General features: G+C 70.4%; 25 protein-coding genes and 1 pseudogene. 16 read left to right on the top strand and 10 right to left on the bottom strand.

The window, feature by feature from the left end:
• Positions 1-43 precede the first annotated feature (43 nt).
• From ACWDX9_RS27995 to ACWDX9_RS28020, 6 genes are all read left to right on the top strand, one after another.
• Positions 44-1,300: an ABC transporter substrate-binding protein gene (locus tag ACWDX9_RS27995; protein WP_363965346.1), complete on the top strand. Its 1,257-nt coding sequence runs from the start codon at positions 44-46 to the stop codon at positions 1,298-1,300.
• Positions 1,297-2,181, top strand: a complete 885-nt coding sequence (locus ACWDX9_RS28000; protein WP_449959046.1) for a carbohydrate ABC transporter permease — start codon at positions 1,297-1,299, stop codon at positions 2,179-2,181. The genes ACWDX9_RS27995 and ACWDX9_RS28000 overlap by 4 nt, the downstream gene beginning before the upstream one ends.
• A complete protein-coding gene (locus tag ACWDX9_RS28005) occupies positions 2,178-3,014 on the top strand; it encodes a carbohydrate ABC transporter permease (protein WP_449959048.1) in 837 nt (278 codons plus the stop codon). The genes ACWDX9_RS28000 and ACWDX9_RS28005 overlap by 4 nt, the downstream gene beginning before the upstream one ends.
• 94 nt (positions 3,015-3,108) lie before the next feature.
• A complete protein-coding gene (locus ACWDX9_RS28010; RefSeq protein WP_449959050.1) occupies positions 3,109-5,970 on the top strand; it encodes a glycosyl hydrolase family 95 catalytic domain-containing protein in 2,862 nt (953 codons plus the stop codon).
• Positions 5,971-6,135: 165 nt separating this feature from the next.
• On the top strand, positions 6,136-6,465 hold the full coding sequence (locus tag ACWDX9_RS28015; protein WP_350722185.1) for a DUF485 domain-containing protein: 330 nt from the start codon (positions 6,136-6,138) through the stop codon (positions 6,463-6,465).
• A gap of 17 nt (positions 6,466-6,482) precedes the next feature.
• Complete coding sequence (locus ACWDX9_RS28020; protein ID WP_449959086.1) at positions 6,483-8,102, top strand: solute symporter family protein; 1,620 nt, start codon at positions 6,483-6,485, stop codon at positions 8,100-8,102.
• 94 nt (positions 8,103-8,196) lie between these two features.
• Here the strand turns inward: ACWDX9_RS28020 and ACWDX9_RS28025 are convergent, their stop codons facing one another.
• Complete coding sequence (locus tag ACWDX9_RS28025) at positions 8,197-9,726, bottom strand: APC family permease (RefSeq protein ID WP_449959052.1); 1,530 nt, start codon at positions 9,724-9,726, stop codon at positions 8,197-8,199.
• Positions 9,727-9,893: 167 nt separating this feature from the next.
• Between ACWDX9_RS28025 and ACWDX9_RS28030 the strand changes: the two genes are divergently transcribed.
• Complete coding sequence (locus ACWDX9_RS28030; protein WP_449959054.1) at positions 9,894-10,865, top strand: hypothetical protein; 972 nt, start codon at positions 9,894-9,896, stop codon at positions 10,863-10,865.
• Here the strand turns inward: ACWDX9_RS28030 and ACWDX9_RS28035 are convergent.
• Genes ACWDX9_RS28035 through ACWDX9_RS28045 form a run of 3 tightly spaced genes read right to left on the bottom strand, consistent with a single transcriptional unit; the run spans position 10,807 to position 13,339 of the window.
• Positions 10,807-11,532: a DUF998 domain-containing protein gene (locus ACWDX9_RS28035; RefSeq protein ID WP_449959056.1), complete on the bottom strand. Its 726-nt coding sequence runs from the start codon at positions 11,530-11,532 to the stop codon at positions 10,807-10,809. The two genes, ACWDX9_RS28030 and ACWDX9_RS28035, sit on opposite strands and share 59 nt — an antisense overlap.
• A 56-nt stretch (positions 11,533-11,588) precedes the next feature.
• Positions 11,589-11,936 carry a nuclear transport factor 2 family protein gene (locus tag ACWDX9_RS28040; protein ID WP_449959058.1) on the bottom strand — a complete coding sequence of 116 codons (348 nt, stop codon included), beginning with the start codon at positions 11,934-11,936 and terminating at the stop codon, positions 11,589-11,591.
• The gene (locus tag ACWDX9_RS28045; RefSeq protein WP_449959060.1) at positions 11,933-13,339 is read right to left on the bottom strand and encodes an MFS transporter; all 1,407 of its coding nucleotides are present in this window, start codon (positions 13,337-13,339) and stop codon (positions 11,933-11,935) included. Before ACWDX9_RS28045 ends, ACWDX9_RS28040 begins: the two co-directional genes overlap by 4 nt.
• Before the next feature lie 94 nt (positions 13,340-13,433).
• On the opposite strand from ACWDX9_RS28045, the gene ACWDX9_RS28050 reads away from it, so the two are divergent.
• From ACWDX9_RS28050 to ACWDX9_RS28065, 4 genes are all read left to right on the top strand, one after another.
• Positions 13,434-14,156 carry a TetR/AcrR family transcriptional regulator gene (locus tag ACWDX9_RS28050; RefSeq protein WP_449959062.1) on the top strand — a complete coding sequence of 241 codons (723 nt, stop codon included), beginning with the start codon at positions 13,434-13,436 and terminating at the stop codon, positions 14,154-14,156.
• A 105-nt stretch (positions 14,157-14,261) separates the two neighbouring features.
• Positions 14,262-15,482 (top strand): cytochrome P450 family protein, encoded by a 1,221-nt coding sequence (locus ACWDX9_RS28055; RefSeq protein WP_449959064.1) that lies wholly within the window; start codon positions 14,262-14,264, stop codon positions 15,480-15,482.
• Positions 15,483-15,541: 59 nt separating this feature from the next.
• Positions 15,542-18,091, top strand: coding sequence for a polysaccharide lyase family 8 super-sandwich domain-containing protein (locus ACWDX9_RS28060; protein WP_449959066.1), 2,550 nt, complete (start codon positions 15,542-15,544; stop codon positions 18,089-18,091).
• Positions 18,092-18,239: 148 nt separating this feature from the next.
• Complete coding sequence (locus ACWDX9_RS28065; protein ID WP_449959068.1) at positions 18,240-18,707, top strand: hypothetical protein; 468 nt, start codon at positions 18,240-18,242, stop codon at positions 18,705-18,707.
• Here the strand turns inward: ACWDX9_RS28065 and ACWDX9_RS28070 are convergent.
• Positions 18,602-20,047, bottom strand: coding sequence for a hypothetical protein (locus tag ACWDX9_RS28070; RefSeq protein WP_449959070.1), 1,446 nt, complete (start codon positions 20,045-20,047; stop codon positions 18,602-18,604). The two genes, ACWDX9_RS28065 and ACWDX9_RS28070, sit on opposite strands and share 106 nt — an antisense overlap.
• Before the next feature lie 146 nt (positions 20,048-20,193).
• Between ACWDX9_RS28070 and ACWDX9_RS28075 the strand changes: the two genes are divergently transcribed.
• The 3 genes and pseudogenes from ACWDX9_RS28075 to ACWDX9_RS28085 all read left to right on the top strand — a co-directional run bounded on the left by ACWDX9_RS28075 (position 20,194) and on the right by ACWDX9_RS28085 (position 21,154).
• Positions 20,194-20,499 carry a hypothetical protein gene (locus ACWDX9_RS28075; RefSeq protein WP_449959072.1) on the top strand — a complete coding sequence of 102 codons (306 nt, stop codon included), beginning with the start codon at positions 20,194-20,196 and terminating at the stop codon, positions 20,497-20,499.
• Positions 20,496-20,813: pseudogene (locus ACWDX9_RS28080) on the top strand (class I SAM-dependent methyltransferase); the annotation flags it as partial. The gene ACWDX9_RS28075 and the pseudogene ACWDX9_RS28080, both read left to right, overlap by 4 nt.
• Positions 20,814-20,836: 23 nt before the next feature.
• Entirely contained in the window at positions 20,837-21,154 is a 318-nt protein-coding gene (locus tag ACWDX9_RS28085; protein ID WP_449959088.1) for a hypothetical protein, read from the top strand.
• A gap of 53 nt (positions 21,155-21,207) precedes the next feature.
• On the opposite strand, the gene ACWDX9_RS28090 is transcribed toward ACWDX9_RS28085, so the two are convergent.
• Complete coding sequence (locus ACWDX9_RS28090) at positions 21,208-21,498, bottom strand: class I SAM-dependent methyltransferase (protein WP_449959074.1); 291 nt, start codon at positions 21,496-21,498, stop codon at positions 21,208-21,210.
• Between the two features lie 131 nt (positions 21,499-21,629).
• Here ACWDX9_RS28090 and ACWDX9_RS28095 point away from each other — a divergent pair, with 131 nt between their 5' ends.
• Together ACWDX9_RS28095 and pip are read left to right on the top strand one after the other, a co-directional pair.
• Positions 21,630-22,169: a dihydrofolate reductase family protein gene (locus ACWDX9_RS28095; protein ID WP_449959076.1), complete on the top strand. Its 540-nt coding sequence runs from the start codon at positions 21,630-21,632 to the stop codon at positions 22,167-22,169.
• A gap of 50 nt (positions 22,170-22,219) precedes the next feature.
• Positions 22,220-23,152 (top strand): prolyl aminopeptidase, encoded by a 933-nt coding sequence (gene pip / locus ACWDX9_RS28100; RefSeq protein WP_449959078.1) that lies wholly within the window; start codon positions 22,220-22,222, stop codon positions 23,150-23,152.
• Between the two features lie 46 nt (positions 23,153-23,198).
• Here pip and ACWDX9_RS28105 read toward each other — a convergent pair whose 3' ends face one another.
• From ACWDX9_RS28105 to ACWDX9_RS28120, 4 genes are read right to left on the bottom strand one after another with little or no spacing between them, the layout of a single operon-like run.
• A complete protein-coding gene (locus tag ACWDX9_RS28105) occupies positions 23,199-23,786 on the bottom strand; it encodes a GTP-binding protein (protein ID WP_350722156.1) in 588 nt (195 codons plus the stop codon).
• Positions 23,767-24,144 carry a DUF742 domain-containing protein gene (locus tag ACWDX9_RS28110; protein ID WP_185077533.1) on the bottom strand — a complete coding sequence of 126 codons (378 nt, stop codon included), beginning with the start codon at positions 24,142-24,144 and terminating at the stop codon, positions 23,767-23,769. Before ACWDX9_RS28110 ends, ACWDX9_RS28105 begins: the two co-directional genes overlap by 20 nt.
• Positions 24,141-24,560, bottom strand: coding sequence for a roadblock/LC7 domain-containing protein (locus ACWDX9_RS28115; RefSeq protein ID WP_449959080.1), 420 nt, complete (start codon positions 24,558-24,560; stop codon positions 24,141-24,143). The genes ACWDX9_RS28110 and ACWDX9_RS28115 overlap by 4 nt, the downstream gene beginning before the upstream one ends.
• Positions 24,557-24,781 carry a hypothetical protein gene (locus tag ACWDX9_RS28120; RefSeq protein WP_449959082.1) on the bottom strand — a complete coding sequence of 75 codons (225 nt, stop codon included), beginning with the start codon at positions 24,779-24,781 and terminating at the stop codon, positions 24,557-24,559. The genes ACWDX9_RS28115 and ACWDX9_RS28120 overlap by 4 nt, the downstream gene beginning before the upstream one ends.
• Positions 24,782-24,977: the final 196 nt, after the last annotated feature.

The raw sequence follows: 24,977 nt of genomic DNA on the forward strand, positions 1-24,977 counted from the left end.
ACAGCGCGTGACTGACAGCGCTGTCTGAAGCTGGAGGCTCAGCATGAGAACCCCCCTCCTGGCGGCCGCGGTCGCCGCCACGCTCTTGCTCGCGGGCTGCGGCTCCGGCTCGTCGTCCCCCGGCGAGGTACGGCTCCGCATGATCGAGAGCCTGACCAGTCCCGAACGCACGAAGCTCATCAAAACGCTGCTGAAGGACTTCGAGAAGGCCAACCCGGGCATCAAGGTGGAGCTGATCTCGCCGCCGCTCGACAGCGCCGACCAGAAGATCACCCAGATCCTGCAGACGAAGAAGGACCTGGACGTGCTGGAAGTACGCGACCACACGGCCAAGTCCTTCTCCAACAACGGCTGGCTGGCCGAGCTGCCCACCACGGAGTGGCCCGGCTGGTCGGACCTGACCGAGCTGGCCCAGAAGAAGGCCGTCGAGGTCGGCGGCAAGGCGTACCTGATCCCGTACGGCTTCTACGAGCGCACGATCTTCTACCGTACGGACCGGGGCATGACGCAGCCGCCGGCCACCTGGCAGGAGCTCTACGAGGCCGGCAAGAAGATGACCTCGGGCGACCGGTTCGGCTACTCGTTCCGGGGCGGCAAGGGCGGGGCCGACTACGCGGTCATGATGGTCAGCGCGTACAACGGCGAAGCCCTTAATCCCGAAAAATCGTTCTATCTCAAGGACAAGCGGACGATCTTCTCCACCCCCGAGGCCGCCCAGGCCATGGACCTCTACGTGAAGATCTTCAAGGAGGCGTCGCCGCCCGACTCCGTCTCCTGGGGCTACCCCGAGATGGTCCAGGGGTTCACCTCGGGCGTCACCGGCATGCTCATCCAGGACCCCGAAGTGATCAAGACGGTCCAGGAGAGCGGCATGACGGCCTGGTCGACGGCCCCCATCCCCAAGGGCCCGTCCGGATACGCCTTCCAGCCCGTCGGCTACGCCGGATGGGGCGCCACCTCCTTCACCACGCACCCGAAGGAGGCGGTCAAGCTGGTCCAGTTCCTGTCGGAGGCCAAGCAGAGCATCGCCTTCGCCAAGGGCAACTCGCTCATCCCGATCTCCAAGCAGGCCCAGAGCGACCCGCAGTTCTCGCAGGGCGCGTGGAAGGCGTACCTGCAGGCCCAGCAGGACCCCAAGCAGGTGATCACGATCAGGCCCGTCGACTACCCGGGCTGGAGCCAGTTCCTCGTCGACTCCGACCGTGACGTCCAGGCCCTGATCACCGGCAAGAAGACCACGGCCGAGGTGCTCAAGTCGTGGGACGCCTTCTGGACGGACCAGGCCAAGAAGGTCTCATGAGGCTCTTCACCGCCCGCCGGGCCAGGTTCATCGCTCTGTGCCTGCTGCCCGGCGTGGTCTTCGTGGCCGTGTTCACGTACTACCCGATGATCCGCGGCACGGTCATCGCCTTCCAGCGCTACAACCTGTTCGACATCACCTCGACGCCCTTCGTCGGCCTGGAGAACTTCCGGGCCGTCCTGGCCGAGGACCGGTTCTGGACGGCACTGCGGAACACCGGCACGTGGGTGGTCGTCTCGCTGTTCTTCCAGTTCTTCCTCGGCTTCGGGCTGGCGCTGCTGCTGCGCCGGCACTTCCGCGGCCGGGGCCTCTACCAGGCGTGGGTGTTCTTCCCCTGGGCCATGTCGGGGTTCCTGATCGGGCTGCTGTGGCGGTGGATGTTCAACGGGCAGTTCGGCGTGATCAACGACCTGCTGCTCAGGACCGGCCTCATCGACCAGCGCATCGGCTTCCTGGCCACCCCCGGGTGGGCGATGACGTCGGTGATCGTGGCGAACATCTGGTACGGCGTCACGTTCTTCGCCATCATGATCATGGCCGCCCTGCAGTCGGTGCCGAAAGAGCTGTACGAGGCGGCGGCCGTGGACGGCGCGTCGAGGCTGCGGCAGTTCTGGCACGTGACGCTGCCGCACATCCGGCCCACGCTCGCCCTCATCGTGCTGCTGCGGATCATCTGGATCCTCAACTTCCCCGACCTCATCTACTCGATGACCGGCGGCGGCCCGGCCGGCGGCACCGACATCATCACGACCTTCCTCATCCAGCAGGTCATCGGCGGCGACTACGGCCGGGCGGGCGCGGTGGGCCTGCTCATCCTGGGCCTGCTGCTGTCCTTCAGCGTCTTCTACCTGAACGCGACGAGATTCGAGAAATCCAGATGAGACGTGTCGCGACCGTGTTGAAGACTGGGGCGAAGGTCGTCGTGCTGGGCGCCTGGCTGCTGATCACCCTCTTCCCCCTCTACTGGATCGTCGTCACCTCGCTCAAGCCCAAGCCCGAGATCTTCTCGATGCCGCTCAGGTACTGGCCGGGCAACCTGACGTTCGAGCACTACGAGGAGCTGTTCTCGTTCGCGGACTTCGGCGCGTACCTGCTGAACAGCCTGCTCGTCTCGCTCGTCGCGGCCGGCGTGGTGACCGCGATCGGCGTGCTGGGCGGCTACACCCTCGCCCGCTTCGCCTTCCCCGGCCGGGGCGCGCTGATGCTGGCGTTCCTGGTCACGCAGATGATCCCGCTGTTCATCGCGCTCGGCCCGCTCTACCTCCTGATGTCCGACCTCGACCTGCTCAACCGGCTGGCCGGGCTGATGCTGGTGTACGTGGCCATGCTGGTGCCGTTCGCCACGATCATCATGCGCGGCTTCTACGAGCGGGTGCCGGTCGCGCTGGAGGAGGCCGCGCAGGTGGACGGCGCCTCGCGGCTGGTGGCCATGGTGCGGGTGGTCATCCCGGTCATGCTGCCGGGCATCGCGGCCACGTTCATCTTCGCGTTCGTGCAGTGCTGGAACGAGCTGTTCCTGGCGATCACGTTCATCGACAGCGAGGACGCCAAGACCATCCCGGTCGCCATGAACTCCTTCATCACCCAGTACGACATCGACTGGGGTTCCATGGCCGCGGCCACCGTGATCTCGGTGCTGCCGACCCTCGTCCTGTTCGCCGCTATCCGCCGCTACATCGTCGAAGGGCTCACTGCAGGCGCCGTTAAGGGGTGATGCATCCGATGAATTTCGGTTGACTACCCTTGACTAAGGTCATCTTGCGTGTCATACAGGCGAAAGACCCGATGTCTCGTCTGTGAGGTCCCGCATGACACCCCCCTCTCACGACCCGACCCGCCGTGCCGTGCTCGGCGGCTTGGGGCTCGCCCTCGTCCCCGCCGCCCCGGCGCTCGCGGAAACCGAGCCAGCCGAGCCCGCCGTGCCCACCGAGACCGCCGGGGCGGCCCGGGGCTGGCAGCTCCGGCAGCGCGTGCCCTGGGCCGAGTTCATGAAGGGCCAGGACCTGCTCTGGGGCAGGATGCCCAGGACCTGGTCCGAGGGCCCGTTCCTCGGCGACGGCCTGCTGGGCAGCATGGTCTACCAGGAGCCCGGCCAGAACAAGATCCGCTTCACCGTCCAGCACGGCCGCGTCCAGGACCACCGGCCCCAGTTCGGCAGCGGCTGGGGCACCTGCCGCCTGCCCGTCGGCCACGTCACCCTCGACCCGGTCGGCACGATCACGGCCGTCGACCTGCGGCTCAGCCTGTGGGACGCCGAGGTCACCGGCACCGTCACCACGGACAAGGGCAAGCTGTCCTTCTCCGCGTTCATCCACGACGAAGTCCTCGTCGCCAAGGCGGAGGCCGGCGGCGAGGAGCAGGTGCGCTGGACCTTCCACCCCGAGGAGGCCGTCAGCCCCCGATCCGCCTCCGAGGCCCCGCCCAGCGGCTACACACCCCACCCGCCCTGGACCACCGCGACCGCCGGCGACGTCGAGCAGGTGCTCCAGCCGCTCACCGGGGGCGGCCAGACCGCCACCGCCTACCGCGTCAAGGACGGGACGCTCCTGGTCGCCGTGGGCCACAGCTTCCCGTCCGCGACCGAGGCCCAGGAGAGCGCGCTCGCCAGGATCCGGAACGCGCCGCCGTACGGGATCACGCGGAAGCGGCACCGTGACTGGTGGCACGACTTCTACGGCAAGAGCTTCGTCTCCCTGCCCGACCAGCGGCTGCAGAGCTTCTACTGGATCCAGCTCTACAAGGTCGCCTCCGCCGGCCGGACGGGCGGCCCGGTCATGGCCACCACCGGCCCCTGGCTGGAGTCCACCCCGTGGCCGGCGGTGTGGTGGAACCTCAACGTGCAGCTCGAGTACTGGCTCATCCACGGCTCCAACCACCTGGAGCTCGACTCGCTCACCAGCACGCTCGACCGCAACCGCGACCAGCTCGTCGCCAACGTGCCGGCCGCCTACCGCGCCGACTCGGCCGGGCTGGGACGCAGCTCCGACATGTTCTGCAACCGGAGCGTCGGCACGCCCGGCACGGGCGCCGAGGTGGGCGACCTCACGTGGGCGCTGCACAACGTGTGGCTGACCTACCGGCACACCATGGACGACAGGCTGCTGCGCGACACGGTCTTCCCGCTGCTGCGGCGGGCGATCAACTACTACCTGCACTTCCTCGCCGCGGGCACGGACGGCAAGCTGCACCTGCCCAGCACGCTCTCACCGGAATACCCGGTCACGCCGCCCCAGGACACCAACTACGACCTGGCGCTGATCCGGTGGGGCTGCCGGACGCTGATCGAGTCGGCCGAGCGGCTCGGGATCGACGACCCGCTCGCGGCGAAGTGGCGGGAGGTGCTGGACACGCTCGTGGACTACCCGGCCGACGCCGACGGCTTCATGATCGGCGCGAGCACGCCGTACGCGCAGTCGCACCGCCACTACTCCCACCTCCTCATGATCTACCCCCTCTACCTGGTCAACTGGGACCAGCCGGAGCAGCGCGAGCTGATCGAGAAGTCGGTCGCCCACTGGCAGTCGCTGACGGGCGCGCACCGCGGCTACAGCTACACCGGCGCGGCCTCGCTCTACGCCATGATGGGCCGGGGCGACACCGCGCTGTCCTATCTGGACCGGTTCTTCGACCCGGCCGCCCGCTACCCGTGCACGGCCAACACCCACTACGCCGAGGCCGGGCCGGTCATCGAGACGCCGCTGTCGGCCGCCCAGTCCCTCCACGACATGCTCTGCCAGAGCTGGGGCGGGATCGTCCGCGTCTTCCCGGCCGTGCCCGCCTCGTGGGCGGACGTCGCGATCCACGACTTCCGGACGCAGGGCGCGTTCCTGGTCTCGGCCGTGCGCAAGGGCGGCCGCACCTCGTTCATCCGCGTCAGGAGCGTGGCGGGGGCGCCGCTCAGGCTCAAGCACGGGCTCGACGGGCCGGTCACCGCCGTGCTGTCCGACGGCCGTCCCGCTCGGGTGAAGGACCTGGGGGAGGGCGTCGTGGAGATCGCCCTGGGCAAGGGGAGCGAGGTGCTCGTCCACACGGGCGCGCGGCCCGACCCGGTCATCGGACCTGTGCCGGTGAGCAAGCCGGGGGCCGCCTGGGGACTGCCGCCGATCCCGCCTCCCGGGCCCACCACGCCGGTGGACCTGTCGGCGTACTTCGGCAACGACGGCGTCTCCACGCACGAGGCGATGACGGACGGCGACTTCGACGGGTCCGGCTACACCTATCCGGCCGAGGAGCTGCCGCCCGCCGGGCCGCTCGTCCACGAGGGCCTGAGCTTCGTCTTCCCCGCGTACGGGGACGGGGCCGGGAACAACGTCGCCGGCCAGGGACAGACGATCACCGTGCCGTCCGGGAGGTACGCCAAGGTCCGGCTGCTGGGCGCGGCCAGTTCCGGGGCCGTCACCTCCACGCTGATCGCCACGTACGCCGACGGGACCACCGCCCAGGTGCCGTTCGTCCTGCCCGACTGGGGCGGCCAGCCCGGCGCGGGGGCCTCCGAGGTGCTTCGCTGCACCCACCGCCACGGCCGCACGGGCGCCAACTCGCTGCGGGTCGGGCTGTTCGAGGTGCAGGCGGCGCTCGACCCGGCCAGGGAGCTGCGCTCGCTCACCCTGCCCGCGCTCACCCGGCCCCAGCTCCACCTGTTCGCGCTCTCCGTGGAAGCGCCCCGATGAAACGAGCGATCAACCGCTCGTCGCACGTAACAGACCTTTTACCGCAAGCCATCCCCAACTAATCGCCCGACCCCAGCGACTCGTCGAACAACGTCACCAGGGGCCTCCACGACGGGTAGGTTGCGCTCTTACGTTGGGCGTGATCCGCATCACAGTGGAGGTCTCGTGACTACTAAAGAACATGACGCATCGGTCTACGAGGAAGTTCAGGAGAGCAGTGAATTCCAGGACCTGAAACGGCGATTCCGCGCCTGGACGTTCCCGATGACCGTGGCGTTCCTCGCGTGGTATCTGCTCTACGTGGTGCTGTCCGGATGGGCGCGCGGCTTCATGGGGATCAAGCTGCTCGGTGAGATCAACGTCGGCCTCGTCTTCGGTTTGCTCCAGTTCGTCTCCACGTTCCTCATCGCGTGGGCGTACGCCAGGCACGCCGAGAAGAAGCTCGACCCGATCGCCGACAAGCTCCGCCACGAGGTTGAGGAGAAGACCAAGTGAGCTCCCACACCCTGGGGATGATCCTCTTCCTCACCTTCGTCGCCGCCACGCTGGGGATCACCTTCTGGGCGAGCCGGCAGACCAAGACGGCCGCCGACTACTACGCCGGCGGGCGGTCGTTCACCGGCGTGCAGAACGGGCTGGCCATCGGCGGCGACTACATGTCGGCCGCCTCCTTCCTCGGCATCGCCGGCATCATCGCGCTGTCGGGCTACGACGGGTTCCTCTACTCGATCGGGTTCCTGGTGGCGTGGCTGGTCGCGCTGCTGCTGGTCGCCGAGCTGATGCGGAACTCGGGCAAGTTCACCATGGCCGACGTGCTGGCCTTCCGGATGAGCCCGCGTCCCGTGCGCACGGCGGCGGGCGTGTCCACCATCGTGGTCAGCATCTTCTACCTGCTGGCCCAGATGGTCGGCGCGGGCGCGCTGGTCGGCCTGCTGCTCGGCATCACCTCCCCGGCGGGCAAGGCGTGGACCATCGTCGGCGTGGGCGCGCTGATGATCGTCTACGTGGTCTTCGGCGGCATGAAGGGCACCACCTGGGTGCAGATCGTCAAGGCCGTGCTGCTGATGAGCGGCGCGGCGCTGGTGACGGTGCTGGTGCTGGGCAAGTTCGGCTTCAACCTGTCGGCCCTGCTCGGCCAGGCCGCCACCACCAGCGGCCCCAAGGCGAACCCGGGCAACTTCCTGATCCCCGGGCTGAAGTACGGCACGGAGGCCCAGGGGCTGGCCGGCAAGATCGACCTCATCAGCCTGGGCCTGGCGCTGGTGCTCGGCACCGCGGGCCTGCCGCACATCCTCATCCGCTTCTACACCGTCCCCACCGCCAAGGACGCCCGCAAGTCGGTCCTGTGGGGCATCGGCATCATCGGCGTGTTCTACCTGCTGACCCTCGTCCTCGGCTTCGGCGCCGCGGCCCTGGTCGGCAAGACCGCGATCGTCGCCGGTGACGCGGCGGGCAACACGGCCGCGCCGATGCTGGCCGAACGCATCGGCCAGGAGATCTTCGGCTCGGTCGGGGGCACGATCCTGCTGGCGCTCATCGGCGCCGTCGCCTTCGCCACGATCCTCGCCGTCGTCGCGGGCCTCACGCTGGCCTCCTCCTCCAGCTTCTCGCACGACCTGTACGCGCACGTCTTCAAGCGCGGCCAGGCCAGCGAGCGCCAGGAGGTCGTGGTGGCGCGCATCTCCGCCCTGGTCATCGGCGCCATCGCGATCGGCCTGGGCATCCTGGCCCAGGGCCAGAACGTGGCCTTCCTGGTCGCCCTGGCCTTCGCCGTCGCGGCCTCGGCCAACCTCCCCGCGATCCTCTACAGCCTGTTCTGGAAGCGGTTCAACACGACGGGCGCGGTCTCGGCCATCTACGGCGGCCTGATCTCGGCCCTGATCCTGGTCATCTTCTCGCCGGTGGTCTCGGCGCCGGCGCCCCCGGCCGGCGTCAAGCCGACCGCGCTGATCGTCGGCGTGGACTTCCACTGGTTCCCGCTGAGCAACCCCGGCATCCTGTCGATCCCGATCGGCTTCCTGTGCGGGTGGCTCGGCACGATCCTCAGCAAGGAGTACAACGCGGCGAAGTACGCCGAGATGGAGGTCCGCTCCCTCACCGGCGTCGGCGCGGAGAAGGCGACCGAGCACTGACGTTCCCCCCGAAGGCGCCTCACCCCTCCCCTCCGAAGGCGCCTGCACCCGAGGGCCCGGTCTCCCAGGAGGCCGGGCCCTTCGCCGTGCCGCCTCAGCCGGGCACCCGGCGCCCGACCAGGTACAGCAGGGCGCCCACCAGCAGCGACGCCAGCGCGATCCCGCCGACCAGCCAGAACCACATCCCGTACGCGATCTCGGCGCCGAACAGCGTGACCTTGCCCGCGTCGTTGGAGATCAGCGGCGTCCACGACCCGGAGAGCGTGGCCACCACGCCCACGAGCGAGGCCAGCGCCCCCACGACGGAGGCCACCCAGAACACCGCCGGCGAGGCCAGCCGCCGCGCCTCGAACTGCTCGCGGTAGCGCCGCAGGATGATCAGCACGTCCACGAACAGCACCACGATCGACAGGCACCAGATCACGGTGACCGCGGCCTGCAGGACGTTGTAGACCTCGGTCTGCGCGTCGGCGGGCCCGGTGGCGGTGTGCGTGGCGGTGTGCGTGGCGGTGTTCGTGGCGGTGTTCGTGGCGGCGAAGGGCACCACCACGAACGCCGCCACCGTGAAGACCCCGGCCAGCACGGTCTGGATCCAGACCGCCACGTCCGGCACCTTCTGCGCGTTGACGTGGCTGACCGCCTTCGGCAGCCGCCGGTCCAGCCCGGACACGAAGATCAGCCGGGCGAAGGAGTAGTTGTAGACGACGGTGATGATGAAGAACATGGCGGCCAGCACCAGCGCGACCAGCTTGCCCGCCCAGTCGCCCAGTCCGATCCCCACGGCCTCGGCCACGGCGGTGATGTCCGCCGACTCCCCGGCGGGCACCGACACCATCACGCCCCAGGTGGCGACCAGGTAGGCGACCATGACGGTCAGCGACCCCCACAGCAGGTACCGGGTCACGGCCCGCTCCTGCCTGATCTCCACCCCCATGTTCAGCGGCACCTCGACGCCCAGCAGCGCCAGCACGGCCAGGCCGAAGAAGCTCCAGTTCGCGAAGTTGACCCCGTGCTCGGCCGACGGGCTCCAGGCCGCGAAGTCCCACGGGTTCGTGGCCGCCGGGTGCCCCTGGGCCAGGTGCGCGATCCCGGCCGCGAACATCAGCAGGATCGCCAGCCCGTACGCCAGGAAGACGACGTTCACCACGTTCTGCGTCAGCCGGAAGCGCAGGACCGCCAGCACGGCCGCGAGCAGCAGGATCACCACGATCAGCCCGCCCTGGGCCGCCACGGACAGCTCGCCGAGCGCGGGGAAGACGTAGCCGAGGAACGAGATCGTCAGCGTCCCGGTCGCCACCATCACCAGCACGCCCGGCCACCAGGCGCAGAACCCGGCGAAGAATCCCCAGAACGGCCCGAACGCCTTGGTCGTCCAGAGGTAGATGGAGCCCTCGCCGGGGAACATGGCGCCGAGCTGGCCCGTGACGATCGCGCACGGGACGAGGAACAGCGCGAACGCGATGATCCACCACCCGAACGCGGACGGGCCCGCGGACTGGATGACGGCGGCGTTCGTGATGAACAGGACGATCGATACGAAGATCGCCACCATGTCGAAGGTGGTCAGCACCCGCGGCAGGATCCCGCCGGCCACCCGCTCGGACAGCAGCTCGTTCTCGGACATGGGCGACCTCCTACCTGCAAAGATCCGCCGGGCCACGGCCGTCGTCAAGCACGTGCGTCCGATGGGTGGTTACATCATGAACATCTTTACATCAGTTGTAACTTTACTCGAAGTGGTGTTATCTGGAGGTCGTGACAACGACACACCAGATGCCCTTACTCGCTCGCGTGGCGCCCGCGATCGGGCTGTTCTTCCTGGCGCCGCTGACCGCCGAGTTCCTGATGGGGAACATGGTGATCACCAATGTCGGGGTGGTGGTCGGCACCGTTCCTCTCTACGGGACCGCCGCCCTGCTCATCCGCGAGGCGGTCCGGCGGACCGGGCGCGGCTGGCCGGCCATGCTGGCGTTCGGGCTGGCGTACGGGATGTTCGAGGAGGGGTTCTTCACCCAGACGTTGTGGAACCAGCACTGGTACGGCGTGCGCATCCTCGACTACGGCTACGTTCCCGCGCTGGGGACCGGGGTCCCCTGGCTGCTGTTCATGGTCGGCGTGCACACGATCTGGAGCATCAGCGTCCCGATCGCGGTCATGGAGACGCTGGCCGGTCCGCGCCGCACCGAGCCGTGGCTGAAGAAGCGCGGCTTCTGGGCCGTGGCCGTGTTCTTCGCGATCTACTTCGTCCTCGGAGCCTTCGCCACGGGCGCGCTCGGCGGCTGGTTCGCCACCCCGATCCAGTACGCCGGCGCCGGGGTGCTGGTCGTCGCGTGCATCGTGCTCGGCCTGCGCCTGCCCCGCACCGTCCCCTCCGTCGCGGGGCGGGCGCCGAGCCCGTGGGTGGTGTTCGTGTTCGCTCTGATGGCCGGCGCGTTCTTCGTGCTCCTCTACGCGTGCGACCCCACCGGCCTGTCGCCCTGGCTGGCCGGGCTGTCAGTCCCGGCGTGGCTCAGCGTGCTGCTCTATCTGGCGTTGTTCGCCGGGGCCGGCGTCCTGGTGAGACGCTGGTCGCACGGGTCCGGCTGGTCGGACGCGCACCGGCTGGCGCTCGCGGCGGGGGCCATGCTCACGTACGCGTGGCACTCGTTCCCGTGGAAGGTGGTCGTGCCCGCGAGCCCGGCGGCCGACCTGACCAGCAACGCGATCATGACGGTCGCCGCGGTCGTCCTGCTGGTGTTCGCTGCCCGCCGGGTCGCCGCCTGAGCAACCGGAGCGCCAGCAGGGTCAGCCAGGCCCAGCCGATGGTGACCGCGACGCGCTGGAAGAGCCCGCCGTGGGCGACCAGCGCCGGGTTCTGGCTGAAGGCGATCGTGGCCAGCGCCATCGCGACCATGAACCCGGCCCCGCTGGCGGCCGAGTACGCCGCCCACCCGGGCTCCCGGTCCCGCGCGAACCCGGCCGCGAAGACCAGGCAGGCCGCGATCAGCGCCACGAATCCCGCCAGCGAGAGGTAGTCGTGCAGCGCCGCGTGCGTGCTGCCGTACTCGGTCAGCAGGCCGGGAGTGCCCTGCGGGTAGCCGCTCACCGGGTCGGCGGTGAACACCCCGGCGCAGAGCAGGCCGGCGCCCCAGGCCCCCACCAGGGCCGGGCCCCAGAACTTGTGGAGCGCCCGCCGCAGCCCGGCGGCGAAGGCCAGCGTCAGGAGGCCGGCCACGACGAAGTTGACCGCCTGCACCCAGCCGCCCGGCCCGATCGCGAGCGAGCTGACCGGGTGACGCAGCGGGTCGTAGTGGGAGCGGAGGGCGCCCTCGATGAGGAACGCGACGACGAACAGCGGCCCGGCGGCCACCCCGCACAGCAGCAGCCGCCTGGGCGTCGGGTCGCCGGGCCCCGCGATGGGGGCGGGGCCCGCAGGTGTGAGAGTTCGCATGCTTGTCAAGCTAGACTGACAGGCGAGCCGCTGTCAATCCAGCCTGACAAGGAGGCTCATTCGAAGAAACCGACCACGCGGCTGATGCGGTCGCCCGCGAACTCCACGACGTCGTAGCCGGTGGCCACCGGCGTCTCCGAGCCCGGCGCGCCGAGCCGCCAGGTGAACAGCGCCGTGTCGTGGTGGGCGCCGATCAGCGTGCCGAGGGTGAACACCAGGTCGCCGAAGTTCTCCTGGGCCCGGCCGATCGCCTCGGACAGCTCCGCGTGCCCGCGCAGCCCGGCGTAGTCGGGGTCGGAGTAGACGGAGTCGTCAGTGAGCACGGTCTTGATCAGGAGGTCCCGGGCGGGGGCGTCGCGCTCGTTCCAGACGTCCAGGTACTTGCCGATGAGGTCGTCGATCATGTCGTGATTCCTTCCGTGGTTCGGTTCGGTTCGAGTGCCAGGGCGGCGAGGCCGCCCAGGGCGGTGGCGGCCGCGGCGGCCCAGCCGGCCGCGTGCAGCCCGCCCAGCAGGTCGGAGGAGGCGGTGGCGACGGCGACGAAGACCGCCAGCCCCATCGCGCCGCCGACCTCCTTGGCCGTGCTGGCCAGGCCCGACGCGACGCCCTGCGCCTCCGGTGCCACCCCGGCGCCGGCCGCCGCGAACAGGGCGACGAAGGCCACGCCGCCGGAGAATCCCCAGACGAGGCTGCCCGGCATCAGCGTCCAGAAGCCGCCGCCCGCGGGCATGCCCGCGGTCAGCAGGGCGATCCCGGCTGCGGCGCCGAGCATCCCGGCGCTGAGCGTCGTACGGATCCCCCACCTGCCGAGCATCACCGGTGCGGCCTTCAGCGCGGCGGCCATGCAGACGAGGGTGAGCGGCAGGAACGTCAGCCCCGCCTCCAGGGCGCTGTAGCCGAGCACCGGCTGCAGGTACGTGGTGAGCACGTAGTAGGCGCCGCCCAGCGTGCCCTGGAACACCGCGATCACCACCATCGTGGTGGCCGGGCCGCGCCGCCGGACCAGCCGCAGCGGGATCAGCGGATCCCGGCCACGCGCCTCGACCAGGACCAGCAGCCCCAGCAGCGCCAGGCCCGCGACCAGTGACCCGGCGCCGCGCACCGACCCCCATCCGGCCTCCGGCCCGCTCGCCAGGCCGAACACCACCAGCGTCGACCCCGCCGTCGCCAGCAGCGCGCCCGGCACGTCGAACCCGCGCAGCCCGGACGCGGGACGGCCGTCGGAGGGGAGCAGCCGTGGCGCGGCGAGGACGGCGCCGACGGCCAGGGGGACGTTCACGAAGAACACCCACTCCCAGCCCAGGGCGCTGGTGAGCACGCCGCCCAGCAGCGACCCGGCGGCCAGTCCGGCGCTGCCGGCCATGCCCCAGGCGCCCAGCGCCCGGTTGCGCGCGGGCCCCTCCGCGAACCCCCGGTAGATCAGCGCGAGCGTGGCCGGGGTGAGCAGCGCCCCGCCGACGCCCTGGACGGCGCGGGCGGCGATCAGCACGCCGGAGCCGGGGGCCAGCCCGCCGGCCAGGGAGGCCACGCCGTACAGCGCCAGTCCGAGCATGAACGTGCGCCGGGCGCCGAGCTTGTCCACGGCCCGGCCGCCGAGCAGCAGCAGCCCGCCGAGCCCGATGGCGTACGCGCTCACCACCCACTGCACGGATCGCGCGCTGAAGCCCAGCGCCGTCCCGATGTCGGGCAGCGCCACGTAAACGATGTTGTAGTCGAGAGCCACGATGAGCTGGGTGAACGCCAGCAGCGCCAGCCTGGGCCCGGAACGGCCCACGTCGGTCGGCGCACGAGAGGTGGCAAGCGTCACTCGGGAATCCCCTCTCTTTACACGGCGCGAACTTTCTACACGCCGTTCAATTCGTACACGGGGAACAGTAGCCCAACGCTGTAGACTGTCAAGCGTGGGTGATCAGACGACGATGACCAGGCGCGAGCGACTGCGCGCGGAGACCACGGCGGAGATCAAGGAGATCGCGCTCAAGCTCATGGCGGCCGGCGGCCCCGACGCCATCTCGCTGCGCGCCATCGCCCGCGACATGGGCATGACGGCCGGCGCGATCTACAGCTACTTCGCCACCCGCGACGACCTGGTCACCACGCTCATCGCCGACCTCTACACGGCCCTGGTGGACGAGGCGGAGTCCGCCCGCGACGCCGTTCCCGCCGCCGACCCGGGCGGCCGCGTCCTGGCCTGGGCGCAGACCGTACGCGAGTGGGCCCTGGCCAACCCGCAGGGCTTCCGCCTCATCTACGGCGACCCGGTCCCCGGCTACCAGCCCCCGGAGGACGGCCCGGCGAACGAGGCCGAGCACCGGGCGTGCCGGGGGCTCACGGGCCTGGTCGCGGCGGCCTGGAGCGGGCCGGGCCCGGGCTCCTACACCTGGTCCGACTTCGACCCCGGCCTGGCGGCGGACATCCGGGCCACGTTCCCGGACCTGCCGCCGGACGCGGTGGCGCTCACGCTACGGGTGTGGGGCCGCATGCACGGCCTGGTCGCGCTGGAGATCTACGGCCACCTGCGCACGCTCACGCACGATCCGGCCGCGATCTACCGCGACGAGATGATCGCTTTGATCACGTCCCTCGGCCTGACCCCACCCGCCACCCCCCCACCAGCGCGGTGAACGCAAGGTAACCATCACGTCACTGATCACCGGCCGCTGTTGTCTCTTGATCACAACGCATATTTGATGGGGGCGCTGGTCACTTACCGACTTCAAGGGCGGCAAATGACAACGAACCTCCCCTCGTTCCCCGCCGTGGACGAGAACCCGCTCGACACCTGCATCCGGTTCCGGGAGATCGCTCCCGTGGTCGAGGTGGAGTTCCCAGGGGGTGTGCCCGCCTACCTGGCCCTGACCCACAAGGCCGTACGGGAGATCCTCGCCGGCGACAACAGGACCTTCCTCAGGGACCCCCGGCACTGGCCCGCCCTGCACGACGGATCGATCCCCGAGGACTGGCCGCTGCGCGCCATCGTCCAGGGCGGTCACCTGTCCACCATGGACGGCGACGACCACAGGCGTCTGCGCGGTCTGATCAGCAGCGCGTTCACGCCGTCCCGGGTGCGGGCCCTGGAGCCGCGGATCCAGCAGATCATCGATGAGCTGCTCGACGAGGTGGTGGCCGCCGGCGACGGCGTCGACCTGGTGCCCGCCTTCACCGAGGCGCTGCCGATGTGGGTGATCTGCGAGTTGTTCGGCATCCCCGCCGAGGACCGGCTCCGCCTGCGGAACTGGACCTCCACGCTGCTCGCCCACACCACCCCGCCGGAGGTGGCGTTCGCGACGCAGAACGACCTCCAGGCCTTCCTGCACGAACTGGTGGAGCGCAAGCAGCGGGAGCCGGGCGACGACCTCACCTCCGGCCTGGTCCAGGCGCGCGACGAGGGCGACAAGCTCACCACCGACGAGTTGGTCGGCGTACTGTGGATCATGCTCGTCGCGGGCCACGAGACCACCGTCCACCTGCTCGGGTACGCCATCGTGGCGCTGGCCCGGTATCCCGATCAGCTCGCGCTGGCCAAGGCGGGGGAGCGGTGGGCCGACGTGGTCGAGGAGACCGTGCGCTACCGCCACTCGGTGATGATGACCAGCTTCCGTTTCACGGCGGAGGACGTGACCGTCGCCGGGGTGCGCATCCCCAAGGGCCAGGCCGTGGGCGTGGTCTACCAGGCGAGCGGCGTCGATCCGGTGGAGTACGGGGAGAGCGCGGACGCGTTCGACATCACCCGCGAGCAGACCGGGAACCTCGGCTTCGGCCACGGCCCGCGCTACTGCATCGGGGCGCCGCTGGCCCGGCTGGAGAGCCGGCTGGCGCTCGCCACGCTGTACCGGCGGCTGCCGGGGCTCAGCCTCGCGATCGACCCCGACGACATCCCGTACTCCCCGTCGTTCTTCACGATCGGCCCGCTGTCGCTGCCGGTCAACCTCGGTGTCGTTCAGCCCTGACGTGCCGCCGGGCTGGGAGCATGGACTTCGCCTCCCTGGTCCGGCGAAAGGGATCATGTATGGTGAGCCCGGCATATCCCCCCAACGGCCTGGAGCTCGCCGTGCCGCACATGTCCCGCCGCCAGGTTCTCTCCCTGCTCCCCGCCGCCGGTCTGCTCGCCGCGGCCGGCCCCGTACGCGCCGCCGCGGGGATCGACCACGCGCGGCTGCTCGCCAACACCGTGGCGATCTTCGCGGGCACCCCGGAGGTCAACGCCCGGCCCGAGGTCGCCGGCAAGCTCGCGTCGATCACCGCGACCGCCCGGCAGCGGCTGGCCGCCATGGACCAGGCGGGCACCGGGGAGCTGTTCTCCGGGCTGAGGCTCGGCACCGACGACGCCAACCTGCGGCTGGCGTACCAGTACCTGTTCGAGATCGCGCTCGCGACCCGCACGCCGGCCGGGCAGCTCGACGGTGACACCGCCGTCCAGCGGCGGGTCCTCGACGGCCTGCAGTGGTTGCACGAGCGCTACTACGGCGACCAGCCGGCGGGCTACTACGGCAACTGGCACAACTGGGAGATCGGCATCTCCACCCACGTGAGCAGGACCCTGGCCCTGCTGGCCGACCGCGTACGGGAGGACCGGCCCGACCTGACGGCGACGTACATCGCCTCGATGGACGCCTACCTGCGCAACGGCAAGAACGGCGACGTCGACCTCGACTCGCGCTTCCACACCGGGGCGAACCTGGCCGACATCACCGCCAACCGGATCGTGCAGGGCGCGCTCACCGGCGACGACGCCCGCGTCGGCAAGGCCATCTCCGACCAGGCCACCGTCTTCGCCACGATCGACCCCTACAACCTCCAGCACGGCAACACCGACGGCTACTACCGCGACGGCTCCTTCATCCAGCACCACTCGGTCGCCTACACCGGCTCCTACGGGAAGGCCCTGCTCACCCGCGTCGTCCAGACCCTCAAGACGCTGGAGGGCGCCACGAGCGGCGGAACCTCCGAGGACCTGGCCGGCGTGGTGTACCGCTGGGTCGCCGACGGCTTCGCCCCGCTGATCTTCGAGGGCTGGATGATGGAGATCGTCAAGGGGCGGGCGGCCTCGCGCACCACCACCGGCTACGCCGACGTCGGGGTGGTCGTGGAGGCCGTCGCCGACCTGGCCGACCACGTCGAGGGTGCCGAGGCTCTCGCGCTGAAGAAGTACGTCAGGTTCCTGCCGGCCGCCGACACGGCCGCCTTCGTCTCCCCGGTCAGCGTCGCCCGGTACGCGGCCATCCGCGCCGACTCCGCCATCCCGGCCGCCGACCTCAATCCGGCCGCGCGCTGCGTGGCGTTCAACTCCATGGACAGGACCGTCCACCGGCGGCCCGGCTACGCCTTCGCCCTGGCGCGCAGCTCCGAGCGGATCAGCAAATACGAGTACATGAGCGGCGAGAACCTCATGCCCTGGTTCCAGGGGGACGGCGCGTACTACCTCTACCTCGCGGGGGAGGACCAGCGCGAGGTGTTCGGCGTCGACTACTACACGGCCGTCTCGCCGTACCGGCTGGCCGGGATCACCGCGCCGGTCGAGGAGCGGCGCACGGTGCCCGAGCTGTACGGCCGGCTCTGGTACGAGAACCCGGGCCACCCGCTGAACTTCACCTCCTCCTCGGAGTCCCAGAACACCTACGTGTACTTCCCCAAGGCCGGGAACGTCTTCTCCGGCGGCGCGACGCTCGGCGCGTACGGCGCGGCGGGGATGGTCCAGTCCGACGACGCCGCCTACACCGCCAAACAGGCGGGCATCCTGCCCGACGACTTCGTCGCCTACCGCAACGCCCGCGCGACCAAGTCCTGGTTCATGCTCGACGACGAGATCGTGGTGCTGGCCGCGGGCGTCTCCGGTGAGGGCGGCCGGGCCGCGGTGACCACCGTGGACAGCCGCATCGCCGCCCCGGGCGACGCGGTCGCGCTCACCGGCGAGAGCTGGGGCGGCCGGGCCTGGCAGCCGGGCGACACCACGCCGCCGCGCTGGCTGCGCTACGCCAACGGCACCCGCGCCACCGCGATCGGGTACGCCTTCCTCACCCGGCAGACCGTCGCGGCCGGGCTGGAGACGGTGACCCGCAGCCGCAGAGTCGTGCGCACGTCCAACCCCGACACCGGCGTGACCAAGAACGTCTTCACCGCCTCGATCGCCCACCCCGCCACCGGCGACGTCCCCGCCCTCGCCTACGCCCTGGTCCCGAACGCGACCGAGGCCCGCCTGCGCCGCTACGCGGACGGCCCGCTGACCGTCCTGGCCAACGACCGGCACGTGCAGGCCGTCCGGCACAAGACGCTCGGGATCGTCGCCGCCAACGTCTTCTCCGACGGCCCCCGCCACGCCGGGCACCTGATCGTCGACGGCCCCGCCTCGGTCATCGTCAAGTCCGGCGAGCGCACGGTCGTCGCCCTGTCGGACCCCACGATGAAACGCGACCGCGTCACCGTCGTCCTGACCGGCGCGCCCCTCAGGCTGGAGGCGGCCGACGAGGGGGTGACGGTACGGCGCGTGCCGGGCGGCACCCTCGTCCAGGCGACGACCCGCCACACCCACGGCCGCACCTTCACCGCCACCCTGCGCTGACGCGCCGAGCCCGCTCCTCTGTCGCGCGGATCGGACGTCGTCAGGGGCTGCCCACCGGCTCCTCACGGTGATCACGGCGGCCGAAGGAGCGTAGTGCTCGAAACGGGCCGCGCTTTCCCTCTCGCCCGTCGAGGGGGATGATGCCTTCGTGGCTGGTCGCGACGCGTTGACGGCCGCGGTGATCGCGGCCGGGCGCGACGCCGCCGGTGAGGGATGGGACGGGGCGCACCGCATGTACGCCCTGACCGACCGCGACACCTACCTCGGGGTCGCCTACCCCCTGGACCCGCTGGCGGAGGTGCCGCCGGACGCTCTCCTGGCCATCCCCCTCACCCCGCTCGGCCCGGGCGATCTCGGGACGGAGCTGGCCAAGGTGACCTGGCCGGACGACGTGCACGGATGCGTGCTGGTGACCGAGGTGACCGTCGTGACCCGCCTCGGCAGACGGCGGCGCGGCAAGAGCTTCGGCGTACGCCGGGCGCAGCTCGCGGTCGGCGTGTTACGCGACGGCTACCACCGGTCCCTGCTCAGGTTGCGCGACGAGGACGAGTGGCGCCTCTGCCCCGATTCCCTGTCGACCGACGGCCTGGCGACGGCCTTGGCCGGGACGTTCTGATCGGCCGCTCTCCTGAGAATCACGCGCCATCCGGAACGGCCGGGGGAGTGGACCTCGTCGATCCGGACGTTGCCCGAGCCGATCATGACGCCGCGGCCGTCCGGTACGCGCTCGGTCCGGCCGCCGTGGCCCTGGACGACGTGGCCCTGGACGACGTCGGCCGCCGGCCTCTTCGCTGTGACGAGCCGCGTCAACATCGCGCCCAGGTCCCGGTCGGTCATCCGGCCCGCGGGGTCTCGGTACATCTGGCCGATCGCCCGCATGGCGCCCTCGTTCTCGGCCAGGGCCCGTGCGAGCAGCGCGTCGGGGCGTTCGAGGCGGTAGTGGAAGTGGTTGTTCTGGACGTTGCCCCGGCCGACCACGACGCCCGCGGAGCCGCGTACCACGATCTCGCCGCCGGGACCGAGCACGCCCGACAGGCGGACGCGCTTCGGCACCGACCTCGCGGTGACGGCGTCGTCGCGCGCCATGACCCTGGCCGCCTCCTTGCCGAGGAGGGAGCGCATGGCGCGGTTGGCGCGGGCGCTGGCGGGGTTCTCGACGAGGTTGGCCAGGGCGCGTTCGTGGGCGGGCGTCGCGGTGAGCACCTCCGCCAGGGAGACCGGGCGGTCGGCGAGCTGGTAGTGGAAGTGGTTGTGCTGCCGGTTGCCCGAACCGACCACCACGCCGCAGGAGCCGCTGATGTCCACCCTGCGGGTCCGCTCACCCAGCAGGGTCTCCTTGACGGTGACGCCGTCCGCGGACTGCCGCCCGACGGTCAGCACGGTGTCCGCCGCGGCCGGCGATTCGGGGCCTTTCGGTTGCGTGGTCTCCGCCGCGGCCGGCGACTTGGCGCGCCTCGGTAGCTCGGTCTCCACCGCGGCCGGCGACTCGGCGCCCTTCGGTAGCTCGGCCTCGCCTCGTACAGGCTGCCCCTCACGCTCCGGCCGCGAGCCCGGCGCCTGGGCGATGACCGTCTCCACCCGTCTTCTCAGGCGCGACGCCTTCGCCGAAGGCGTGTCCTCCTGCAGGAGGACGGCCGCCAACGGGTGCCGCGCGGGCTGCCGCCGCAGCTCCGCCTCCAGGCCCTTGATCTCGGTCAGGAGCTTCCGCGCCCGAGCGGCCCGGCTCGGCGACGGCGCGCGCTCCTCCAGCCCGCGTACGGCCGCCGTGAGCCGGTCGAGCTCCGCGGCGATCTGCTTGCGCCGCTCCTCGAGGCGTCGTGCCGCCTGCTCGTGCGCCGACACGCCGAGCGGCGTCGGGTCCGGACGGGCCTGCGCGGACAGCGACCGATCCGCCGGCTGGGCCCGCTCCTCCGAGCGTGCCGCCGGTCTCCTGAAATATCCCCTGTACGCGCCCACGCCGACTCGCCCCCCTGGCCTTCTCCACATTTCTCTCGCGCGCCGCCCGCCGTCAAGGCGATATCCCTGGCCGCCACGTATCGGAAAGGTCTTAACAACCAGCCCCGTATAGGCATCGATCATGGTCCGGGCGAATGATGCGAGATATGAAGTGGCGGGTGCTGATGTGGACCGCCGTGGCGGCCGGGGCGGTCGTCGCGGCGGGGCTGGGCGCGTACGTCGCGGTGGCCGGGACGGACAAGGCGGCGGGACCGGCCGGGGTGATCGCCGCGTTCTGCGAGCTGGCCGCCCTCACGCTCGCCGTCGCCAGCTGGATCAGGCAGCGGCAGGCACCCGGGGACGGTGACCCCGGGCCACGGACGTCGCCCGGCTTCGGGGCCGTGGTGCACATCCAGGAGGGGAAGGGTGTGCAGATCGGCGACCACAACGAACAGACCAACAACTTCGGATGATCCCGCAGGGGCTGTTCGCCGGGACGGGTCGGTTCTATGCACGGTTTCGTCCGGGTTATCCGAGGGTGTTCTTCGACGATCTGATCCGCGCTTTCGGGCTCGACGGCTCCGGACGTCTGCTCGACCTCGGCTGCGGCACCGGCCAGCTGACCATCCCGCTCGCCGGGCACGTCGCGGAGGCGGTCGGCGTCGACCCTGAGCCGGACATGCTCGCCGAGGCCGCCCGCCAGGCACTCGCGGGCGAGGTCGGCAACGTGACCTGGGTACGCGGTGGCTCGGCGGACCTGCCGGGCGGGCTGGGACGGTTCCGGCTGGTGACCAGCACGCCATCGAAGAGGTGCAGCACCGGTTCCTGGGCCCGCTCCCCGAGACAGGTGCCAGGACGCCGGCCAGGCCGCACGGGGCGGTGCTGGCTGATTCGCCGTTTCCCCACGTCGCCCGGGTGGTCCATGAATTCGAGCGGTCGTGGACGGCGGAACGGATCATCGGCTACCTGTATTCGACGTCGCTGCCGCTGCGGCGGCTGCTCGGCGATCGGCGGCCCGCCTTCGAGCGGGCGATCGCCGGCGCCCTGCTCGCCGCCGACCCGACCGGCCGGTTTCTCGAACCGGTGCGCCTCGAAGTGCTGACGGCCCGGAAGAGACCCTTGGGCTGATCAGCGCGGCGGTACGACGGCCACGGCGAGAAGGTGGGCACTGAGGTTGATCATCAGAGGGTCCTGCTCGGCGATGCGGGCGCACTGGAGCGCCGCGTCCACAAGCTGATCGAATTCGCGTTCCCCGGCGACGTCCAGAGCAGGCCAGGCAGGCCCATTGCCAGCCATTGCGCGTGTATCCCCGTGCCGCCGCCGACGTCGAGGATGCGCGCCGGCGGCCGCGTCAACGTGCGCCTCAGCAGCTCTTGGGTGCGCCGGTACTCCAACATGCCGTGCGGCGATCTCGTGAGGCGTGTGCCCTCGGAGGTCGCCTTCGTGTAGTGCTCCACAAGCTCGATGGTCACGGGATCCATGGTGCCAGTGGGGATCCGGCGGAGGCGCTGTCGCTTCTGTACAAGATGCGCGCGTTCCTGGCTGCCTATGCTCTGACCACGCCGAACGGGGCGAACTCCTCCAAGACACAAGGAACGGAACCATGGCAAAGATCATTTCGAGTTTCTTCATCTCCCTCGACGGCGTGGTCGAGTCGCCCGACCAGTGGCACTTCCCGTACTGGAACGACGAGATGGGCGCCGTCGTCGAGGCGGGCATGCGGAGCGCGGCGGCGATGCTGATGGGCCGCAAGCTGTACGACGAGTGGTCCGCGTACTGGACGTCGGCGGAGAGCGACAAGGAGATCGCCGCGACCTTCAACGCCCTTCCCAAGTACGTCGTGTCGAGCACCCTGGAGAAGGCGGACTGGGAGAACACCACCGTCGTCAACGGTGACGTCGCCGCCGGGCTGCGCGAGCTCAAGGAGCGGATCGACGGCGACATCCAGATGTCCGGCTCCGCGACGACCGTGCGGTGGCTGCTGGCCAACGGGCTGCTCGACGAGCTCAACCTCCTCGTCCACCCGATCGCCGTCGGCCATGGGCAGCGGCTGTTCGAGGACGGCCCGACCCACGCGCTGAAACTGGTCAAGTCCGAGACGTTCGAGACCGGCGTGCTCAACCTGCGCTACGAAGCGCCTTGAGGACGGTCACGGCGCCGTCCCCAAGCCCGGCTGGCGTTACCGTGGCGCCTATGTATTCTCCGATCGAAGCGTACGACCAGGGCATGCTCGACGTGGGCGACCACAACCAGGTCTACTGGGAGGTGAGCGGCAACCCGGCGGGCAAGCCGGCGTTGATCGTGCACGGCGGTCCCGGGGCCGAGTTCTCGGCCAACTGGCGGCGCTTCCACGACCCCGAGGCGTACCGGATCGTCCTGTTCCACCAGCGGGGGTGCGGGCGCAGCACGCCGAACGCCGGGCTGACGGAGACCGACCTGTCGGTCAACACCACTCAGCACCTCATCGCCGACATGGAGCTCCTGCGGGCGCACCTGGGCATCGAGAAGTGGCAGCTGGTCGGGGCCTCGTGGGGTTCGACCCTGAGCCTGGCCTACGCGCAGCGGTACCCGGAACGGGTGAGCGAGGTGATCCTGTTGGCGGTCACCGCGGGCCGCCGCAAGGAGATCGAGTGGATCACCCGGGACGTGGGACGGGTCTTCCCCCAGGAGTGGGAGCGCTTCCGCGACGGAGTGCCGGAGCAGGACCGTGACGGGAACCTGGCCGCGGCCTACGCAAGCCTCCTGGCCGACCCGAGCACCTGCGAGAAGGCCGCCCGCGACTGGTGCGACTGGGAGGACACGCACGTGAGCCTCGACCCGCAGTACCAGCCGAACCCGCGCTTCCAGGATCCCGTCTTCCGCATGACGTTCGCGCGGCTGGTGACCCACTACTGGGGCAATGACTGCTTCCTGCCGGAGAAGGGCGACCTGGTGGAGCAGGGCCACCTGCTGAAGGGGATCCCGGGGGTGCTGGTCCACGGCAGGCTCGACGTGAGCGGGCCGCTCGAGACCGCTTGGGAGCTCCACAAGAGCTGGCCGGGCAGCGAGCTCGTGGTCTGCGGCGAGGGACACGGCGGGAGGGACATGGTGGCGGAGGTGGTCGCCGCGACGGACCGTTTCCGCTGAAAAACCCTCGGGAGGCGCCCCTGATGAACGGGCGCCTCCCGAGGGGTCAGCTGCCGACCGGTTCGGCGCGGAGCCGGGCCGAGTGTTTGACCAGGGCGATCAGGACCTCGCGGCTCGAGTCCTTCTTGCGGGCGTCGCACATGATGATGGGGACGGAGGGGCTGAGCTGGAGCGCGAGCCGTACCTCGTCCAGCTCGAACGACGGCGATCCCTCGAAGCAGTTGACAGCCACCACGAACGGCGTCCCGCGCCGCTCGAAGTAGTCGACCGACGGGAAGCAGTCGGCCAGGCGCCGGGTGTCCGCCAGGATGACGGCCCCCAGCGACCCTTCCGCCAGCTCGTCCCACACGAACCAGAAACGCTCCTGGCCAGGTGTGCCGAACAGGTACAGGACGTAGTCGTTGCCCAGCGTGATCCGGCCGAAGTCCATCGCCACGGTGGTCGTGCGCTTGGCCTCCACCGAGGAGATGTCGTCCACGCCTATCCCGCGGTCGGTCAGGACCTCCTCGGTGCGCAGCGGCCGGGTCTCGGAGACGGCGCCCACCATCGTCGTCTTGCCCGCGCCGAAGCCGCCCGCGATCAGGATCTTGATCGCCGTCGGCAGGCGCGGACGCTCAGAGCGAGCGAAGACCATCGAGCACCGCCCTGTACATCTTCATGTCGTGCATGTCCACCTCGGATTGTGGTTCCTGGGCAGAGACGAGTTCGCGGTCGAACAGGTCGCCGAGCAGCACCCGGATCGTGCCGGCCGGCAGGTCGAGGTATGCCGCGATCTCGGCGACCGACTTCGGTTCGCGGCAGAGCTGGATGATGCGCAGGTGCTCCGGGTCGAGCCCGGCGTCGGGGCCCGGCGGCGGGCCCACCGCGAGGGCCATGGAGATCAGGTCGAACCGGCCGTGCACGGGCTGCGTACGGCCACGGGTGACCACATAGGGCCGGATGATCTCCGGATCCACCCAGTGCTCGTCCGTCGGTTCGTCCGCGCCTCTCACCGGTCGCTCCTGGCGACGGCCTCGGCGTTGCGGGCGCCCGAGGTGAGGTACTGGCCGACGCGCGCCACCATCATCGCCATCTCGTACGCGACCAGCCCGATGTCGGCGTTCTGCGCGCACAGGACGGCCAGGCAGGCGCGCTCGCCCGCCATGGTAACGATGAGGAACTGGTTCTTCCACTCCACGACCGTCTGCCGCACGGGGCCGCCGGAAATGTGGTCCGAGACGCCTTTCGCCAGGCTCTGCAGCCCGGAGGCGACGGCGGACAGGTGCTCGCCGTCGGTCCGCTGCATCGCGGCGGAGGAGGCCATCAGCAAGCCGTCGGACGACAGCACGATGGCGTGCTCGACCTCCTTGACACGGCCGACGAGGTCGTCGAGCAGCCAGTTCAGGTCGGTGCCGGAGGTAGGGGTCATGCCTCATCTCCAGACTGCTCATCCAGCATCTTGGCGGCTTCGGTGCGGCCAAGACGGGTGCCTGACTGCAGAGATCCCATCATCCTGCGGATCTCCTCCGGCGAGCGCTCGTCATCGTCCTCCTCGAAGTCGGGCTGCGTGGGCGTGTCGTCCCGCAGCGCTGGCGCCAGGTTGGCCTGTGGCACCCGGAGGGGCAGCCCGTTCGACGTGAACTCGGTCACAGGCTTCTGCTCCGGTTCGGCTGGCGTTTCGGGTTGTGTCTCCACAGCGGTGATCGGGCGGGCAGGCTGGGGGACCGGCGTCGGCGCCGGGACCGGCATCGGGCGTGCGGGCTTGAGCGTCCGCACGTTCTCCCCGGTGACCGGCCGCGACGCGGTGGCCGCCCCGGTGGCCGCCCCGGTGGCGGCCCCGGTGGCC

This window comes from Nonomuraea sp. NPDC003201, from assembly GCF_053590415.1.

What these genes read in the sequence shown, in the direction of transcription:
- ACWDX9_RS28035 (WP_449959056.1), bottom strand. Translation starts at nt 11,532, where the DNA reads ATGCGAACTCTCACACCTGCGGGCCCCGCCCCCATCGCGGGGCCCGGC.
- ACWDX9_RS28075 (WP_449959072.1), top strand. Translation starts at nt 20,194, where the DNA reads ATGAAGTGGCGGGTGCTGATGTGGACCGCCGTGGCGGCCGGGGCGGTC.
- ACWDX9_RS28060 (WP_449959066.1), top strand. Translation starts at nt 15,542, where the DNA reads ATGGTGAGCCCGGCATATCCCCCCAACGGCCTGGAGCTCGCCGTGCCG.
- ACWDX9_RS28105 (WP_350722156.1), bottom strand. Translation starts at nt 23,786, where the DNA reads ATGGTCTTCGCTCGCTCTGAGCGTCCGCGCCTGCCGACGGCGATCAAG.
- ACWDX9_RS28000 (WP_449959046.1), top strand. Translation starts at nt 1,297, where the DNA reads ATGAGGCTCTTCACCGCCCGCCGGGCCAGGTTCATCGCTCTGTGCCTG.
- ACWDX9_RS28025 (WP_449959052.1), bottom strand. Translation starts at nt 9,726, where the DNA reads ATGTCCGAGAACGAGCTGCTGTCCGAGCGGGTGGCCGGCGGGATCCTG.
- ACWDX9_RS28010 (WP_449959050.1), top strand. Translation starts at nt 3,109, where the DNA reads ATGACACCCCCCTCTCACGACCCGACCCGCCGTGCCGTGCTCGGCGGC.
- ACWDX9_RS28005 (WP_449959048.1), top strand. Translation starts at nt 2,178, where the DNA reads ATGAGACGTGTCGCGACCGTGTTGAAGACTGGGGCGAAGGTCGTCGTG.
- ACWDX9_RS28095 (WP_449959076.1), top strand. Translation starts at nt 21,630, where the DNA reads ATGGCAAAGATCATTTCGAGTTTCTTCATCTCCCTCGACGGCGTGGTC.
- pip (WP_449959078.1), top strand. Translation starts at nt 22,220, where the DNA reads ATGTATTCTCCGATCGAAGCGTACGACCAGGGCATGCTCGACGTGGGC.
- ACWDX9_RS28115 (WP_449959080.1), bottom strand. Translation starts at nt 24,560, where the DNA reads ATGACCCCTACCTCCGGCACCGACCTGAACTGGCTGCTCGACGACCTC.
- ACWDX9_RS28055 (WP_449959064.1), top strand. Translation starts at nt 14,262, where the DNA reads ATGACAACGAACCTCCCCTCGTTCCCCGCCGTGGACGAGAACCCGCTC.
- ACWDX9_RS28020 (WP_449959086.1), top strand. Translation starts at nt 6,483, where the DNA reads ATGATCCTCTTCCTCACCTTCGTCGCCGCCACGCTGGGGATCACCTTC.
- ACWDX9_RS28040 (WP_449959058.1), bottom strand. Translation starts at nt 11,936, where the DNA reads ATGATCGACGACCTCATCGGCAAGTACCTGGACGTCTGGAACGAGCGC.
- ACWDX9_RS27995 (WP_363965346.1), top strand. Translation starts at nt 44, where the DNA reads ATGAGAACCCCCCTCCTGGCGGCCGCGGTCGCCGCCACGCTCTTGCTC.